General features: G+C 49.6%; 15 protein-coding genes. 13 read left to right on the forward strand and 2 right to left on the reverse strand.

The features are described 5' to 3' along the window. The coding region (locus tag DXD25_RS16685; RefSeq protein ID WP_199540953.1) for a hypothetical protein at positions 1 to 380 on the forward strand (380 nt) is incomplete at its 5' end. Between the two features lie 150 nt (positions 381 to 530). Here the strand turns inward: DXD25_RS16685 and rpsA are convergent. Then, positions 531 to 2,315 carry a 30S ribosomal protein S1 gene (gene rpsA, locus DXD25_RS08925; protein ID WP_117663047.1) on the reverse strand — a complete coding sequence of 595 codons (1,785 nt, stop codon included), beginning with the start codon at positions 2,313 to 2,315 and terminating at the stop codon, positions 531 to 533. A 471-nt stretch (positions 2,316 to 2,786) separates the two neighbouring features. Here rpsA and DXD25_RS08930 point away from each other — a divergent pair, with 471 nt between their 5' ends. The 11 genes from DXD25_RS08930 to DXD25_RS08980 all read left to right on the forward strand — a co-directional run bounded on the left by DXD25_RS08930 (position 2,787) and on the right by DXD25_RS08980 (position 13,330). Further along, positions 2,787 to 4,217, forward strand: coding sequence for an SLC13 family permease (locus DXD25_RS08930; protein WP_117663049.1), 1,431 nt, complete (start codon positions 2,787 to 2,789; stop codon positions 4,215 to 4,217). Positions 4,218 to 4,485: 268 nt separating this feature from the next. Further along, on the forward strand, positions 4,486 to 5,463 hold the full coding sequence (gene pfkA / locus DXD25_RS08935) for a 6-phosphofructokinase (protein WP_117663051.1): 978 nt from the start codon (positions 4,486 to 4,488) through the stop codon (positions 5,461 to 5,463). Between the two features lie 287 nt (positions 5,464 to 5,750). Continuing rightward, a complete protein-coding gene (atpD, locus tag DXD25_RS08940; protein WP_117663053.1) occupies positions 5,751 to 7,277 on the forward strand; it encodes a F0F1 ATP synthase subunit beta in 1,527 nt (508 codons plus the stop codon). An 18-nt stretch (positions 7,278 to 7,295) separates the two neighbouring features. Beyond that, positions 7,296 to 7,535 carry an ATP synthase F1 subunit epsilon gene (gene atpC / locus DXD25_RS08945; RefSeq protein WP_089543455.1) on the forward strand — a complete coding sequence of 80 codons (240 nt, stop codon included), beginning with the start codon at positions 7,296 to 7,298 and terminating at the stop codon, positions 7,533 to 7,535. Between the two features lie 40 nt (positions 7,536 to 7,575). Continuing rightward, on the forward strand, positions 7,576 to 8,019 hold the full coding sequence (locus DXD25_RS08950) for a hypothetical protein (RefSeq protein ID WP_117663055.1): 444 nt from the start codon (positions 7,576 to 7,578) through the stop codon (positions 8,017 to 8,019). Positions 8,020 to 8,067: 48 nt separating this feature from the next. After that, positions 8,068 to 9,177 carry a F0F1 ATP synthase subunit A gene (gene atpB, locus DXD25_RS08955; protein ID WP_117663057.1) on the forward strand — a complete coding sequence of 370 codons (1,110 nt, stop codon included), beginning with the start codon at positions 8,068 to 8,070 and terminating at the stop codon, positions 9,175 to 9,177. A 43-nt stretch (positions 9,178 to 9,220) separates the two neighbouring features. Next, entirely contained in the window at positions 9,221 to 9,463 is a 243-nt protein-coding gene (gene atpE / locus DXD25_RS08960; protein WP_022253225.1) for an ATP synthase F0 subunit C, read from the forward strand. 162 nt (positions 9,464 to 9,625) lie between these two features. Beyond that, on the forward strand, positions 9,626 to 10,129 hold the full coding sequence (gene atpF, locus DXD25_RS08965; RefSeq protein WP_117663059.1) for a F0F1 ATP synthase subunit B: 504 nt from the start codon (positions 9,626 to 9,628) through the stop codon (positions 10,127 to 10,129). A gap of 5 nt (positions 10,130 to 10,134) precedes the next feature. Continuing rightward, a complete protein-coding gene (locus DXD25_RS08970) occupies positions 10,135 to 10,671 on the forward strand; it encodes a F0F1 ATP synthase subunit delta (protein ID WP_089543451.1) in 537 nt (178 codons plus the stop codon). A 91-nt stretch (positions 10,672 to 10,762) separates the two neighbouring features. After that, entirely contained in the window at positions 10,763 to 12,349 is a 1,587-nt protein-coding gene (gene atpA / locus DXD25_RS08975; RefSeq protein ID WP_117663061.1) for a F0F1 ATP synthase subunit alpha, read from the forward strand. Between the two features lie 6 nt (positions 12,350 to 12,355). Continuing rightward, positions 12,356 to 13,330, forward strand: a complete 975-nt coding sequence (locus tag DXD25_RS08980; RefSeq protein ID WP_117663063.1) for a F0F1 ATP synthase subunit gamma — start codon at positions 12,356 to 12,358, stop codon at positions 13,328 to 13,330. A gap of 116 nt (positions 13,331 to 13,446) precedes the next feature. Here DXD25_RS08980 and recQ read toward each other — a convergent pair whose 3' ends face one another. After that, positions 13,447 to 15,291: a DNA helicase RecQ gene (gene recQ, locus DXD25_RS08985; protein ID WP_187360462.1), complete on the reverse strand. Its 1,845-nt coding sequence runs from the start codon at positions 15,289 to 15,291 to the stop codon at positions 13,447 to 13,449. Between the two features lie 165 nt (positions 15,292 to 15,456). On the opposite strand from recQ, the gene DXD25_RS08990 reads away from it, so the two are divergent. Next, a complete protein-coding gene (locus tag DXD25_RS08990; RefSeq protein ID WP_117663065.1) occupies positions 15,457 to 17,532 on the forward strand; it encodes a dihydrofolate reductase in 2,076 nt (691 codons plus the stop codon). The last annotated feature ends 14 nt before the right edge of the window (positions 17,533 to 17,546 follow it).

Raw genomic sequence — 17,546 nt, forward strand, 5'->3', positions numbered from 1 at the left:
GATACACCCCCAAACGGCCGTTCTCGGACGGGCTGGGGGGGCAAAATGGAACAAGCTCATCTTGTCAAGCCAGCACCGCTACTGCCATTGCTCCCCAGCAGCCTAATACTCCTATCGCATTCAGCCCAGAGGCACAAGCCGTGATGGAGGCAGGAAAGGCTCTGTGGAGATATTATCACGAACAGCCCGAAGCCATCGCCGACGCAGCCCTCTACGACATTCGCCTACATTTCCAAGGTGTGAACGACAAGGGCAAAATGAACACAGGCATCCAAGACGAACATTACAATCAGCTTATGGCAGAACTTCGCCAAAGACTGAAGGTTCTTGCACAGAAGATAGAGCCTAAGGTGTACGAGTACGGTTTCTTGAAAAAATAAAGAACTTTTAAAAAAGACAATTCTTCCCTCTGCCATCCACATTTTCCCACCCACACAAAAAAAAGGGGACTGAAATCTCATTTCTGAAATTTCAGTCCCCTTAAAATTTTTATTTAGCTAATGAATAGCAAATGCTTTATCTCCAGGAGATTAAGCCTTGCCCTCCATCTGAGCCTTCAACTTAGCAAGAGCATCGATGTCGCCGAGTGAAGTACCAGCAGCTACGTTGTTGATAGCTGGAGTCTCGTTCTTGCGACCACCGTTACCACCACGCTTGTGAGCTGGCTTAGCGATTGGCTCGTCCTTGCCCTCCTCGAATGTACGAGAGTGAGAGAGGATGATACGCTTTGTCTCCTTAACGAACTCGATTACCTTGAAGTCGAGCTCCTCGCCCTTCTTAGCCATTGAGCCGTCCTCCTTAGTGAGGTGCTTTGGAGTAGCGAAGCCTTCGCCACCCTCTGCGAGAGCAACTACAGCACCCTTGTCCATCATCTCAACGATGGTACCCTTGTGTACAGAACCTGGAGTGTAGATTGTCTCATACTCATCCCATGGGTTCTTCTCCAACTGCTTGTGGCCGAGGCTCAAGCGGCGGTTCTCCTTGTCGATCTCGAGAACTACTACGTCGAGAGTAGCACCAACTGTAGTGAACTCAGATGGGTGCTTGATCTTCTTGGTCCAAGAGAGGTCAGAGATGTGGATCAGACCGTCAACGCCCTCTGCGAGCTCTACGAAGATACCGAAGTTAGTGAAGTTGCGAACCTTAGCAACGTGCTTGCTGCCGATAGGGAACTTAGTCTCGATGCACTCCCATGGATCTTCCTTGAGCTGCTTGATACCGAGGCTCATCTTGCGCTCAGCGCGGTCGAGAGTCAAGATAACAGCCTCTACGTCGTCGCCAACCTTCATGAAGTCGTTAGCTGAACGGAGGTGCTGGCTCCAAGACATCTCAGAAACGTGGATCAAGCCCTCTACACCTGGAGCAATCTCAACGAATGCACCGTAGTCAGCCATAACCACTACCTTACCCTTCACGTGATCACCTACCTTGAGGTTTGGATCAAGTGCATCCCATGGATGTGGAGTGAGCTGCTTCAAACCGAGAGCGATACGCTTCTTCTCCTCATCGAAGTCGAGGATAACAACGTTGATCTTCTGGTCGAGAGATACAACCTCGTGTGGATCGCTTACGCGGCCCCAAGAGAGGTCTGTGATGTGGATCAAACCGTCAACACCGCCGAGGTCAACGAATACACCGTAAGTAGTGATGTTCTTAACGGTACCCTCGAGGATCTGACCCTTCTCGAGCTTGCCGATGATCTCCTTACGCTGCTGCTCGAGCTCCTGCTCGATGAGCGCCTTGTGAGATACAACGACGTTGCGGAACTCCTGGTTGATCTTTACAACCTTGAACTCCATTGTCTTGCCTACGAATACGTCGTAGTCGCGTATAGGGTGAACGTCGATCTGGCTTCCTGGCAAGAAAGCCTCGATACCGAAGACGTCAACGATCATACCGCCCTTAGTGCGGCACTTGATGTAACCCTGGATGATCTCCTCGTTCTCGAGAGCAGCGTTAACACGCTCCCAAGACTTGCTGAGGCGAGCCTTCTTGTGAGAGAGTACCAACTGACCCTTTGTGTCCTCCTGGTTCTCTACGTAAACCTCAACCTTGTCGCCTACCTTGAGGTCTGGGTTGTAACGGAACTCAGAAGCTGGAATGATACCGTCGCTCTTGTAGCCGATGTTTACGATAACCTCTTTCTTATCAACAGAGATTACGGTACCCTCAACCACCTGGTGCTCAGTTACCTTGTTAAGTGTTTCGTCATAGGCCTTCTCGAGGTCTGTTTTGCTGACGCCTGCGTTTGTGCCATTCTCGAACTCATCCCAATTGAAGTCGTCGAGTGGCTGTACGTTCTTAAAATTTGACATAAAAAATAATTAAAAAAATTAAATTAATAAAGTTTGACTTTATATATTGTTGAAATCGGGCGCAAAATTACTCATTTTCTTTGAGTTACAAGCATTTGTGTTTGTTTTTCTTTGGTTTATTAATGATATTTAACTAAATGGGGCGGTTTGAGGGCGAATCTTGTGGTTCCTACTTATTATATATAATGTCTTCATCGGATATTCTTTTCATCGTTTTTTTTTCTTCATCGGATTACGCGGAGTTATCGGATACATTCTTGCTGCACGGATTACGCACGGAATTTAAACGGAAAGCGACCAGTTCGGTCGTGGAACCGGAACTGCGTGACCTTATAACATGTGGTTTAAGTCGCCAGTTGCATGAATTTTGCGTTAAATTCATTAAAAAAATGCACGGAAATGTTGGGGATTGCAAATATTTTGTTACCTTTGCCCTTGATTATGAAAATATGAACTAACGATTGAGTAGATATGACACTAGTCATTTTAACCATACTGATCCTGGCCTGCGTGCTCATTGCAACTGAGAACGTGACCAAAGTAAACCGTGCTGCCGTGGCTATCTTCGCCGGAACGGTGGGATGGGTGCTGTATATATGCTTCGGTATGGACTTCGTAACTAGCGAACATTCAGCGGATTATACCCGCTTCCTCAATTTCAGCGAAATGGAATCAACCAGTACTTCCGTCAAGTACTTCATCTCCCGAAACATCTTCCTCCCACAGGTGGGTAGGGCAGCGGAGATCGTGATGTTCCTGCTCGCTACGATGACGATCGTAGAAATCCTCAACAACAACGGCTGCTTCGACTTCGTGCGCCAGTTGCTTCGCACACGCAGCAGCAAGAAGATGCTGTGGACACTCGCCATCGTTACATTCCTGATTTCCATCAATCTCGATAACCTCACTACCACCGTGATGATGCTCACCATGATGCATGGCATCATCCCGAGCAGAAGACAGAGAATGGTGTATGGAAGCGCCATCCTCGTAGCTGCCAACTGTGGCGGTGCGCTCACCGTGATTGGTAACCCGGAAGGTCTGGTGCTCTGGAATTCAGGGGCTGTTACAGCCACCGTTTTCTCCTTTTCATTACTCCTCCCTTGTCTTGCAGCGTGGTTGATTCCAACCCTGCTGATGCAGCGTATGTTGCCGGAAAGAGTTGAGACAGAGTGGATTGTGATGCCTTTTCGTGGCGATGATACCCGCCTGAACAAGTGGCAGAGATTGCTGATGCTCCTCGTGGGAATCGGCGGTCTGTGGTTTATCCCTACCTTCCATAACATCACCAAGCTCAGTCCGTTCCTGGGCGCCCTGTGCGTGCTCAGCGTACTCTGGATTGTGAACGAGATCTTCAATCGCAAGCTCATGAACATGGATGCGATGGTGGAGCGTCGTACCCCTAGAGTGCTGCAATACGGTGTGATTCAGATGATTCTCTTCGTGATGGGAATGATTCTCGCCGTGGGCGTGGTGAAGGAGACAGGTGCCTTCTATGACCTCTCCAGCTGGATGGGAACCAGCGAGGAGCACCCTAATGTATGGCTGCATGGCGTGGCTGCCGGAGTGCTGAGTACGGTACTCGACAACTTTGCCACCGCCATGAACTTCTTCTCATTGCACGATGTGATGGGATTGGGCGACCCTACCTATGCCATGGATTCGGTATATAATACCAACGGTCTCTACTGGCAGGTAATCGCTTACTGCGTAATGGCAGGAGGCAATGTGCTGGGCATCGGTACCATCAGCGGTCTCGCCCTGATGAAGATGGAGCACATGCGCATGGGCTGGTTCTTCCGCAATATCGGATGGAAGGCCCTCGTGGGTGGCGTGGCTGGCCTCGTTATCCTCTGGCTCTCGCACACCCTGATGGGAAGAGCCGTTTACTTAATGATTTAAACAACCATATCTGAAGAAGAATAGAAAGAATCTGAAAACGGAAGAGATTCAGGAGATTCAAAAAAAGAAGAATCAGACGGAAGAGATTCAGGAAGATTCAAAAAGAAGAATCAGACGAAAGAAATTCAGGACGAATCAGACGACGAAAGAGATTCAGAAAGTTCTAAAGAAGAAAAGGGGATGTAACACGCATCCCGGAACCAACAAGAAAGCATATTTTTTTTATTAATGTATCACTAATATATAATATAATAAGGTATATATAGTTATGGCAAAGATTAAGACTATAGGTATTTTGACATCTGGAGGTGATGCTCCTGGTATGAACGCGGCAATCCGTGCAGTGACCCGTTCGGCTATCTACAACGGATTCAACGTGAAGGGTATCTATCGTGGTTATGATGGACTGATCAACGACGAGATCAAGCCTTTCACTACTGAGAACGTGAGCGGTATCATCGGTACCGGAGGTACGATGCTGAAGACTGCACGTTCCAAGGAATTCATGACCGAGGAAGGTCGCCAGAAGGCTTTCGAGAATATTCAGAAAGAGGAAATCGATGCTTTGGTAGTAATCGGCGGTAACGGTTCGCTCACCGGTGCGATGAACTTCGCACGCGAGTTTGACATCTGCTGCATCGGTCTGCCTGGTACCATCGACAATGACCTCTATGGCACTGACAACACCATCGGTTACGATACTACGATGAACACCATCGTAGAGTGCGTGGACCGTATCCGTGATACTGCGCAGAGCCACGAGCGTATCTTCTTCATCGAGGTAATGGGCCGTGATGCCGGATTCCTGGCACAGAATTCTGCCATCGCCAGCGGTGCAGAGGCTGCCATCATCCCAGAGGATTCTACCGATGTTGACCAGTTGGCTCAGTTCATGGAGCGCGGTATCCGCAAGTCTAAGAAGAGCTGTATCGTCATCGTGTCTGAGAGTCCTAAGTGCGGCGCGCTCTACTATGCCGACCGTGTACGCAAGGAGTTCCCTGAGTTCGACGTGCGTGTATCTATCCTCGGTCACCTGCAGCGTGGTGGTCGCCCATCAGCCCGCGACCGTATCCTCGCCAGCCGTACCGGTTGCGGTGCCATCGAGGCTATCATGCAGGGTCAGCGCAACGTGATGATCGGTGTGCGCAACAATGAGGTGGTTTACGTGCCACTTTCAGAGGCCATCCGTTCAGACAAGCCATTCGACCGCAAGCTGATCAAGGTATTGGATGAACTGAGCATCTAATCAGCTTCTCCTTGCATCGCATTTCGATATTCAATGCTGCTATCGGCATTACTTATAGGAAATGAATGAAAAGTAAAAATGGTTTAAACGGAACTAAAAAAGTTTTAAAACGGAGCAAAATACAAATAAAACTTCCGAAAAATTTGCGGCTTCCGTAAATTGTTGTTACTTTTGCAGGCGTATAACGAAATTCGTGATTCGGGCTTCAATTCCCGATATCACGAACCTCGAATACCAAAAGAACGAAATATAAATATTAAAAAATAAATTTTTAAACTAATAAGCTTATGTCACAAGTAAGTGGACGCATCTCGCAGATTATCGGTCCGGTTATCGACGTATATTTCGATACCAAGGGCGAGAACCCTGAGAAGGTGCTTCCTAAAATTCACGAAGCTCTGAAGGTGAAACGCCCAGACGGACGCGACCTGGTCATCGAGGTGCAGCAGCACATCGGTGAGGATACCGTTCGCTGCGTCGCCATGGACAACACCGACGGCTTGCAGCGTGGCTTGGAAGTTGCCGTAACAGGCAACCCAATCATGATGCCTGCCGGAGAGCAGATCAAGGGCCGTATGATGAATGTAATCGGACAGCCTATTGATGGTATGAACGAATTGGACATGAAGGGTGCTTATCCTATCCACCGCGAGGCTCCGAAGTTTGACGAGCTCTCTACGCACAAGGAGATGCTTGCCACCGGTATCAAGGTGATCGACCTGCTCGAGCCTTACATGAAGGGTGGTAAGATCGGTCTCTTCGGTGGTGCCGGTGTGGGTAAGACCGTGCTCATCATGGAGTTGATCAACAACATTGCCAAGGGACACAACGGCTACTCTGTATTCGCTGGTGTAGGTGAGCGTACCCGTGAGGGTAACGACTTGATTCGAGACATGCTCGAATCTGGCGTTATCAAGTATGGCGAGAAGTTCCGCCAGGCGATGGATGAGGGTAAGTGGGACCTCTCACTCGTTGATCCTGAGGAGCTTGCCAAGAGTCAGGCTACCCTGGTGTATGGTCAGATGAACGAGCCACCTGGGGCACGTGCTTCAGTAGCGCTTTCCGGACTGACCGTAGCCGAGGAGTTCCGTGACCACGGAGGCAAGAACGGTGAGGCTGCCGACATCATGTTCTTCATCGATAACATCTTCCGTTTCACCCAGGCTGGTTCTGAGGTATCTGCGCTTTTGGGCCGTATGCCATCAGCCGTAGGTTATCAGCCAACACTGGCTTCTGAGATGGGTGCCATGCAGGAGCGAATCACTTCTACCAAGAATGGTTCCATCACCTCAGTACAGGCTGTTTATGTGCCTGCCGACGACTTGACCGACCCTGCTCCAGCCACCACCTTTACTCACCTGGATGCCACCACAGAGCTTTCGCGTAAGATTGCATCTCTGGGTATCTATCCTGCCGTAGATCCACTGGGTTCTACCTCTCGTATCCTCGACCCACTGATCGTGGGCAAGGCTCACTACGACTGTGCACAGCGAGTAAAGCAGTTGCTGCAGCGTTACAACGAGTTGCAGGATATCATCGCCATCCTCGGTATGGATGAGCTTTCTGATGAGGATAAGTTGACCGTGAACCGTGCACGCCGTGTACAGCGTTTCCTGAGTCAGCCATTCACCGTAGCAGAGCAGTTCACAGGTCTGAAGGGTGTGATGGTACCTATCGAAGAGACTATCAAGGGCTTCAACGCCATCCTCGACGGCGAGGTGGATGACCTGCCAGAGCAGGCATTCCTCAACGTAGGTACTATCGAGGATGCGAAGGAGAAGGCTAAGCAGTTGCTCGCAGCAGCACAGGCGTAATCTTTAAATCCACGGCTTATGTTACAGCTAAAGATAGTATCTCCTGAGAAAGTAGTCTTCCAGGGTGAGGTAGAGAGCGTACTGGTTCCGGGAACCCTCGGCTCGTTCGAGATTCTCAAGGATCACGCGCCAATCATCTCTTCGCTCGAAGTGGGCAAGGTGGAATACACCACCAGGGAAGGCAAGCAGGCAATGAACATCAAGGGCGGATTCGTGGAATGTAAGAAAAACGAAGTAAGCCTTTGCGTAGAAGTATAAAATTAAGAATTCATAATTCTCAATATTGACAAGACAGATCATGGAAAAAGATGAAAAGATGCGCTTGCAGGCTATCAGGCAGGCAGGTATCAAGTACAAGCAGATTTCCCTGTGGCTCACAGCTCTCATGGCTCTTGCCATCCTCTTCGCCTGTAGGGTTTCTGCCTTATGCGATGATATTCTGCCACGGGTGGTTAACCCGCTGATAGTGAGTGCGATATTCTCGCTCGTTGCAAGTACTGCTTATGGCGAAGCCTGGAAGGCTGTGGCTAAATCATCTCCCGCCAATCTCGCCAAGTTCTACCTGGCGGCACTGGTCATCAAGATGGTAGCCGGCACCCTGGTGTTCCTCATCTACGTGCTGACATGCGACAAGCAGAACATCCTGGGATTCACCGTCATCTTCGCCCTGTTCTATGTCATGCTTCTCGTGTTCGACTGCATCTACTTCGCTCGGGTAGAGAAAAAGAGCCGCCTCTCTTAATGCGGCTCCGAGACAAATAATTAATAAACAAAGTAAGAATTAAAGAATATGAAACATCTCAAACAATTCCTCTTGATGGCGATGCTGCTCTTCACGCTGGCGCCAATGCAGGTGTCGGCAAAGGAAAAAATCGACGTGAAAGAGATATTGTGGGGTCATATCAAGGATTCTTATGAATGGCATATCACAAAGGTGGGAGACCATCCCGTAGTGATTCATCTGCCTGTCATCGTAAACACCACCACAGGCTGGCACGTGTTCTGCAGCAGCGAATTCTCGGAAGAGAAGGATGCCAATGGAGACCGTCCTGGACCTTTCAACCTGGTGATCAAGAACGCTGATGCGCAGGCGAATCCCAACAAGATAGTAGAGAAGGTGGGAGGCCAGGAGGTTCGTCCTCTCGACATCTCCATCACGAAGACCGTTTGCGTGCTCTTCATCGATGCTATCATCCTGTTGCTGTGTATCCTGATTCCAGCCAGCTGGTGCAGGAAGCACAAGGTGGATGACCCTGCACCAAAGGGATTTACAGGACTGATGCACATGTTCGTCATGTCGGTCTATGACGATGTGATCAAGGCTACACTGGGTAAGGAAGCTCCAAAGTACGCACCATGGTTGCTTACCTGCTTCTTCTTTATCTTCGTTGCCAACATCATGGGTATCGTACCATTCCCTCCGGGTGGTGGTAACCTGACGGGTAATATCGCCTGCACCGCATTCTTCGGTGTAACGACATTCCTGATCACCAACTTCACCGGTACGAAGGAATACTGGAAGGAAATCTTCTGGCCGGATGTACCAACGTGGTTGAAGGTGCCAGTACCACTGATGCCATTCATCGAGCTCTTCGGAATCTTCACGAAACCGTTGGCTTTGATTATCCGACTCTTCGCCAACATGATGGCGGGCCATGCAATCGCCCTTGCGTTTGCGGCTATTATTTTCATTATGTTCAACATCAGTGAGAATATGCTGGCCAACTATCTGGCAGGTACGGGTATGACAATTGTGAGTGTTGCGATGAGTGTCTTCATGATGCTCCTCGAAATATTGGTAAGCTACATTCAGGCATTGGTATTCACCATGCTGAGTGCAGTATTCATCTCGCTGGCTCATGTACAGCCTCATGAGGCTGAGCCAGAAATCGTAAAATAGAATTATAAACATAGAAAATATTAACAACTTAAATTATAAGATTATGTTATCACTTTTATTAGCAGCAGATGCTCTCGCAAAGTTAGGTGCCGCAATCGGCGCAAGTTTGGCCGCTATTGGCGCAGGTATTGGTATTGGTCGTATTGGTGGCCAGGCTATGGACGCTATGGCTCGCCAGCCAGAGAAGATGGGCGATCTCCGTTCTTCTATGATCATCGCAGCTGCGTTGGTTGAGGGTGTTGCGTTCTTCGCAGTCATCATCGCCATCTTGGCTATCGTTATGTAATAAAAGGAATATCACCCTTCCCGCCGCGATTCATTCGCAAATCTGCAGAATGCCCCGATATCTGATGCTCTCGGAATCAGTTCTGCTCTTTGCGGGCGGGTGGGTGATCTTTTCCAGAGTTAGTTAAAATAAAACGTTTAAGTAAAACTTTAACCAGTATATATGGATTTATTGATTCCTGATAGCGGTTTGCTTTTCTGGATGACAGTCGTCTTTCTGATTGTTTTCGTCATCTTGAGAAAGGCTGGTTTCGGAGCCATCGTCAAGATGGTGACAAAGCGCAAGGCCTTCATCGACGAGAGCCTGAAGAAAGCGCACGAAGCCAACGAGAAGCTTGCCAATATCCAAAAAGAAGGTGAATCCATCTTGCAGGAAGCTCGCGAGAAGCAGGCTGCCATCCTCAAGGAGGCTGCCGATACACGCGATGCCATCGTAGAGAAAGCACAGGACAAGGCTCGCGAAGAGGGCGCTCGTCTGCTCTCTGATGCCAAGGCACAGATTGAGACAGAAAAGCAGAATGCCATCCGCGAAATCCGTGGACAGGTTGCCGAGCTCTCTGTTCAGATTGCAGAAAAAGTGCTCAAGGCTAAGCTCTCTGACGACAAGGCACAGATGGATATGATAAATCGACTGCTGGACGAGGTTTCTTCTGACAACAAACAGTAAAGCTTATGGATATCGGTGTAATATCGGTGCGTTATGCCCGTGCCCTCATCAAGGCAGCACTCGGCATGAAGCTCGAAGATCAGGTGTACCAGGAGATGCAGACGCTCTACACGAGCTACATCGACGTGCCTGAACTGAGATTTACGATAGACAACCCTATGCTTTCCAAGGACAAGAAGCAGGCGCTTCTCACCACAGCCCTGGGTAAGAACCCATCGGATCTGAGCAAGAAGTTCATCGCACTCGTCCTGAAGGAGGATAGGGAGAGCACCCTGCAATTCATGGCTGCTTCGTATATCACTCTTTACAGGAAACAGAAGAACATCATCCGCGGTAAGCTGATCACCGCCACTGCCGTTGACGCCTCTACGGAGGACAAGATGCGCAAGATGGTGGAGCAGAGAACGCAAGGTACTGTGGAGTTCAAGACTGAGGTGAACCCTGATTTGATTGGTGGTTTCATCCTTGAGTATGATACTTACAGAATGGATGCGAGCGTGAAGACTAAGCTCAACAACATTCTGACACAGCTCAAAAAGTAAAACGGAAAGAGAACGGAAAGGGTTACTTCTTTATAATAAAGGTAATCATCAAGTTCAAATTTCAAAGTTCAAATTTCAAAGTAAATAAACAATGTCAGATAAAATTAAACCAAGTGAGGTGTCTGAAGTGCTTCAGCAGCAGCTCCAGGAGGTGAATGGCTCTCAGCAGTTTGACGAGGTAGGTACCGTGCTTACCGTCAGCGATGGCGTGGCTCGTATCTACGGTCTTCGCAATGCAGAGGCTAATGAGCTTCTTGAGTTCGAGAACGGCACGATGGCCATCGTCATGAACTTGGAGGAAGACAATGTAGGTTGTGTCCTCTTAGGTCCTACTGCTGGCATCAAGGAGGGACAGAGCGTGAAGCGTACTCACCGTATCGCTTCTATCCGCGTGAACGACAACTTCTTAGGTCGTGTCGTTAACCCTCTGGGTCAGGCTATCGACGGTCTGGGTGATATCGATCTCACCGGCGCTTTCGAGATGCCGCTGGATCGTAAGGCTCCTGGTGTGATCTATCGTCAGCCAGTGAAGGAGCCTCTGCAGACAGGTTTGAAGGCTGTCGATTCCATGATTCCTATCGGTCGTGGACAGCGTGAGTTGATCATCGGCGACCGTCAGACCGGTAAGACTGCCATCGCAGTGGATACCATCATCAACCAGAAGAGTTTCTATGAGGCAGGCAAGCCTGTATATTGTATCTATGTAGCCATCGGTCAGAAAGCATCTACCGTTGCAGCATTGGTACAGAACCTGAAGGAGCACGGCGCCCTGCCATATACCATCATCGTAAGTGCTACCGCTGCCGATCCTGCAGCCATGCAGTATTACGCACCATTCGCCGGTGCGGCTATCGGTGAGTACTTCCGCGACCGTGGTTACTCAGCCCTCGTAGTATATGATGACTTGAGTAAGCAGGCTGTGGCTTACCGTGAGGTATCATTGATCCTCCGCCGTCCATCAGGACGTGAGGCTTACCCTGGTGATGTGTTCTATCTCCACTCTCGTCTGTTGGAGCGTGCCGCTCGTATCAACGACCAGCAGGAGGTAGCCGAGCAGATGAACGACCTTCCTGAGTGCCTGAAGGGCAAGGTGAAGGGTGGTGGCTCTTTGACAGCCCTCCCAATCATCGAGACCCAGGCTGGTGACGTTTCTGCCTACATCCCAACCAACGTGATTTCCATCACCGACGGTCAGATCTTCCTGGAGACCGACCTCTTCAACCAGGGCTTCCGCCCAGCTATCAACGTAGGTATCTCTGTATCTCGTGTAGGTGGTTCTGCCCAGATCAAGAGTATGAAGAAGGTGGCTGGTACCCTGAAGATCGATATGGCTCAGTATCGTGAGCTGGAGGCTTTCTCTAAGTTCTCTAGCGATATGGATGCCGTAACAGCGATGACACTGGACCGTGGTAGAAAGAACGACCAGTTGCTGGTTCAGCCTCAGTATCGCCCTATGCCAGTGGGCGAGCAGGTGGCTATCCTCTATTGTGGTGTGCACGGACTGATGCACGACGTGCCTATGGATAAGGTTCGCGATTGCCAGGATCAGTTCCTCGACGCTATGCGCAGCCAGCACGCCGACGTAATCGAGACTTTGGCTGATGGTAAGCTCACCGACGATTGCATCGCGGTGATCAAGGATACCATGGCTAATGTAGCAGGACAATATAAAGCGTAATAGCCTATGCCGTCGTTAAAAGAGATTAAGACTCGCATCGCCAGCGTCAACAGTACCCGTAAGATTACGAGTGCGATGAAGATGGTGGCATCCAGCAAGTTGCATCATGCTCAGGTAGCTATCCAGAATATGCTGCCTTATGAGAATATGCTGGAGCATATCCTGAAGAGCTTCCTGGTGAGTACTCCGAATGTGGACCATGAGTTGCAGGTGGAGCACAAGGAAATCAAGCGTGTGGCTCTCATCGTATATAGCTCTAACAGCAGCTTGTGCGGTGGTTTCAACTCCAACGTCATCAAGATGATGATTCAGGCGGTGGACGAGTATAAGGCTCATGGCATTGACGACATTACGGTATATCCTATCGGCAGAAAGGTGGCTGAGAAGGCACAGAAGCTGGGTTTGAAGATTGGCGGTAACTTCTTGGATCTTGCCGATCATCCTAATTCAGGCGCTTGTGCCGACATCGCCCGCAAGCTTGCCAAGCAGTATGCAGCTGGTGAACTCGACAAGGTGGAGATGATCTATCACCACTTCAAGAGTGCCGGTTCGCAGATCCTGACCCAGAAGACTTTCCTGCCTATCGACCTCAGCACTGAGGCGATAGGAGAGGACAACGACCGTGACCTCACATCGAATGTGGCTACGGCGAAGGCTCAGGAGTATCTGCGCAAGAAGCAGGCTAGTGAGGATGAAAGACAGCGTGCAGAGGCGCATCCTCTGAACGATGACTTCATCGTGGAGCCGGATCTGGAGACTGTATTGGGAGTATTGATTCCTAAGCAGCTTCATCTGATGGTTTACACTGCTTTGTTGGATAGTCAGGCGAGTGAGCATGCAGCCCGTATGGTTGCCATGCAGACTGCTACGGATAATGCCGATGAACTCTTGCGTGAACTGAATCTTCAGTACAACAAGAGTCGTCAACAGGCCATTACGAATGAATTGCTCGATATTGTGGGAGGTAGCGTGAATAACTAAGCTTCCCCCGTTTCATTATAAAAAAGAGGTAATCTGGTTTCCCGGATTACCTCTTTTTTATGTTTTGTTTTTTCTTGTTATCCCCACACGCCCTTTCAGGGCGAGTGGAGTATAGGCTATTTGCCTGTATATTTCTTGATGGCTTTGATAAATGTATCGCCATATTTCTTGATTTTGAATTCGCCGATACCGCTGATGAGACCGAATGCCTGGAGGGTGGTTGGCTTCATCTTCGTTAATTCGTGCAGACTCTTATCTGATAGCACGATGTATGGAGGATAGCCCTGTTCATCGGCAAGATTCTTGCGTATCTTACGCAGATACTCGAAGAGCTTCTTATCTTCTACACCCGCCATCTCATCCTCGAAAATCACACGCTCGGCATGAACTACAGGGATGCTGCTTCCTCTTGAAGGTCTGTTGACCCTTTGCTGACGAGGAGCCCGCTCTTCATTCTCCATAATCGCCAATGAAACCTGGTGTTCTCCCTTGAGGACCTTCCAGCCCAATGGCGTGACCTTCATCTGGTTATGCATGTTATACGCCACTTCGAAGAAACCCATCTGGAGCATCTGCAGCAGATAGGTCTGCCAATCGCGAACGCTTACATCCTTGCCCACACCGAAGGTCTTCAATTCGTTATAGTGATTTCTCGCAATGGCAGGCGTCTGCATACCCCCCAATATCTCGATGCAGGTGCCCACGGCAATCTTTTCGCCCGCTCTTACCACGGCACTCAGCGCCTTCTGGGTAAGCACGGTACCATCGAAGGTGCGGGGCGGATTGTTGCAGACATCACAATGACCACAATCCTTGCTGGAAGTCTCTCCGAAATAATTCAGGAGGATTCTTCTTCGGCAGACTCTCGATTCGGCGTATTCTTCCATTCTTCGCAGTTTTTCCAGATTCACCGATTTCTGTCCGCTTTCTTCGCAGAAAGAACGGAGGGTGATGATATCTGCCATCGAATAGAACAATACCGTATCGGCAGGAGCGCCGTCTCTTCCGGCTCGTCCTATCTCCTGATAGAAACTCTCGATGCTCTTCGGCATGTTGTAGTGAATCACCCATCGCACGTTGCCCTTGTCGATACCCATTCCGAAGGCGATGGTAGCGCACACCACTTCTATCTGGTCCATCTTGAAACGTTCCTGTACAGAGGCTCGCTGTTGGGCAGAGAGTCCGGCATGATAGGCTTCTGCCTGTATGCCATGCTCCTGCAAAGCCTCTGCCACCATCTCCGTATTCTTGCGCGAGAGGCAGTAGATGATGCCTGCCTCGTCTGGGCGACGGGCGATGAAATGGTAAATGAATTTCAGCTTCTCCTTCTTCGTACTTTCCTGGCGCACGGTAAGACTGAGGTTCGGACGGTCGAAACTGCTCACGAAGGTCTGGCCGTTCAGATGCAGCTGGTTGATGATGTCCTCTCGGGTAATCTTATCGGCTGTAGCCGTGAGCGCCATCACCGGCACTCCATTGAATTTCTCGTGTAGGAGTCCGAGCTGGGAATACTCCGGACGGAAATCGTGGCCCCACTGACTGATACAGTGGGCTTCATCTACGGCGAAGAGCGAAATCTTGATGTTGCTGAACAGATAAGGTATCTCGCTGAGGAGTTTTTCGGGCGAAACATAGAGCAGTTTCAGTTCGCCCGCTTCGCATCTTCTGCGGATGATGAGATCATCGGTTACATCGTTGCCGCTGTTGAGAGCTTCGGCTGGAATGCCGTTCGCCTTGAGGGCTTCCACCTGGTCGTGCATCAGACTGATGAGTGGCGAAATGACCACTGCCGTTCCCTCCATGGCCAGCGCCGGAACCTGATAGCACAGACTCTTTCCACCGCCCGTCGGCATCAGCACCAGACAGTCGTTACCTTGCATCACTTCCCGGATGATGGCTTCCTGGTTGGGTCGGAAGGAATCGTATCCGAAGTAAGATTTCAATATCTCGTTGATTTGCATATTTCTTAACTATATTTTCTTCTTTTTCGTTGGATATTCCTGCAAAGTTACGTAAAAAACGGGAGATTTATTACATTTCTTTCAATAAAATAAGAAAAGTTGGCAGAAAAGTTTGAAAATCCAAATAATTGTCGTACTTTTGCGCTAGAAATAAAGGTTTAGAACATGGCAAATTGTAATGTAAACACCCACGAGCGCTTTGCCGACATCCAGATGCTGCGTTACGAGCTGAAGGGATTCGATGCATTGTCGCTCAATCAGAAATTGTATATTTACTGCCTGGCAAAGGCTACCCTGATGGGACGTGACATCACGTTCGACCAGCAGGGAAAGTACAACCTGCGCATTCGCAAAACCCTGGAGGCAATCTATCGCCATTACAAGGGTATAATCGGAGAGGCTATCGAAAACACAGAGACAGCAAGCGATTCTACTACTCAAATCGAAACTTCTTCTGTATGCGATTCCGAAGAATTCAAGGCTTTCGAAGTATATCTGAAGCGCGTATGGTTTGCCAGCGGCATTCATCATCATTATGGCTGCGAGAAATTCAAGCCGGGATTCTCTGAGGAATTCTTCTATCAGTTGATGGAGGAAATCTCTGAGGATGAGTTGCCCCTCAAGAGAGGAGAGAGCAAGGAAGATCTCCTCGCTCAGCTCGTACCTGTCATCTTCGATCCGGAGGTGATGCCGAAACGAGTGAACCAGACCGATGGCGAAGATCTGGTAAAGACTTCTGCCTGCAACTTCTATGAGAATGTGACTCAGGCGGAAGTGGAGAGATTCTATGCCCGATTGAAGGATGCCTCTAATCCGACACCGCCATCTTACGGACTCAACTCCAAGCTCACCAAGCGCAACAACGAGATGATTGAGCTGGTGTGGAAGGAGGATGGACTCTATAGTGAGCCTATCAAGGAAATTGTGTCCTGGTTGCTCAAGGCGCAGAAATTCGCTGAAAATGAGGGACAGAAGCATGTCATCGACCTGCTCGTGAAGTTCTATCGCACCGGTAATCTTGAGGATTTCGACCGATACAGTATCGCCTGGGTAGAGCAGCACGAAGGTATGGTGGATTTCATCAACGGATTCATCGAGGTATATGGCGACCCATTGGGATTGAAAGGTACCTGGGAGGGTATCGTGGAATACAAGGACCTGGAGGCTACCCAGCGAACCCAGACCATCAGTAAGAATGCTCAGTGGTTTGAGGATCATTCGCCTGTGGATCCACGTTTCCGCAAACCGGAGGTGAAGGGCGTTACTGCCAACGTAATCTGTGCGGCGATGCTCGGCGGAGAGGAATATCCTGCTTCGGCTATCGGCATCAATCTGCCTAATGCCAACTGGATCCGTCAGGAGCACGGTTCGAAGAGCGTTACCATCGGCAACCTGACTGATGCCTACAACAAGGCGGCTCAGGGCAATGGATTCAGAGATGAGTTTGTCATCGATGAGGAGACTGTGGCGCTGATGAACCAGTATGCTGATATCACTGACGACCTGCATACCGACCTTCACGAGTGTCTGGGACACGGCAGCGGTCAGCTTCTTCCTGGCACCGATCCTGATGCCCTGAAGGCGTATGGCAACACGATAGAGGAGGCGAGAGCCGATCTTTTCGGTCTGTACTATGTGGCTGACCATAAGTTGGTTGAGTTGGGACTGACTCCGAATGATGAAGCTTACAAGGCGCAGTATTACAGTTATCTGATGAACGGTTTGCTCACCCAGACTATCCGAATCAAGGAGGGTGACAAGATAGAGGAGGCGCACATGAGAAATCGTGCCCTCATAGCCTGGTGGACCCTGGAGCATGCCGAGGGATCCGTGGAACTGGTTACTGAAGAAGTAAGCTATGCTTCTGCCGAGGATGCCCTGAAGGATGCTGAGGGAAATATCGTAACCACCCGCACCTATGTGAAGGTGAATGATTACGGGAAGCTCCGTCATCTTTTCGGAGAACTCCTTGCAGAGATTCAGCGAATCAAGAGCGAGGGAGATTTCGAGGCAGCACGCCAGTTGGTAGAGAAGTATGCCGTGAATATTGATCCAGACTTGCATCGCGAGATTCTGGCGAGATACAAGAAGTTGAACCTGGCTCCATACAAGGGTTTCATCAATCCAAAGATGACGCTGGTCTATGATGAGGAGGGTAATCCTATCGACGTAAATCTCGATTATGAGGAGAGTTATACCGACCAGATGCTCCGCTATTCTGAGGAGTACGGAACGTTATAAATAATAAATAACGT

Source organism: Prevotella sp. TF12-30 (assembly GCF_003436715.1).
In the GTDB taxonomy this organism is placed as follows: Bacteria; Bacteroidota; Bacteroidia; order Bacteroidales; family Bacteroidaceae; genus Prevotella; species Prevotella copri_A.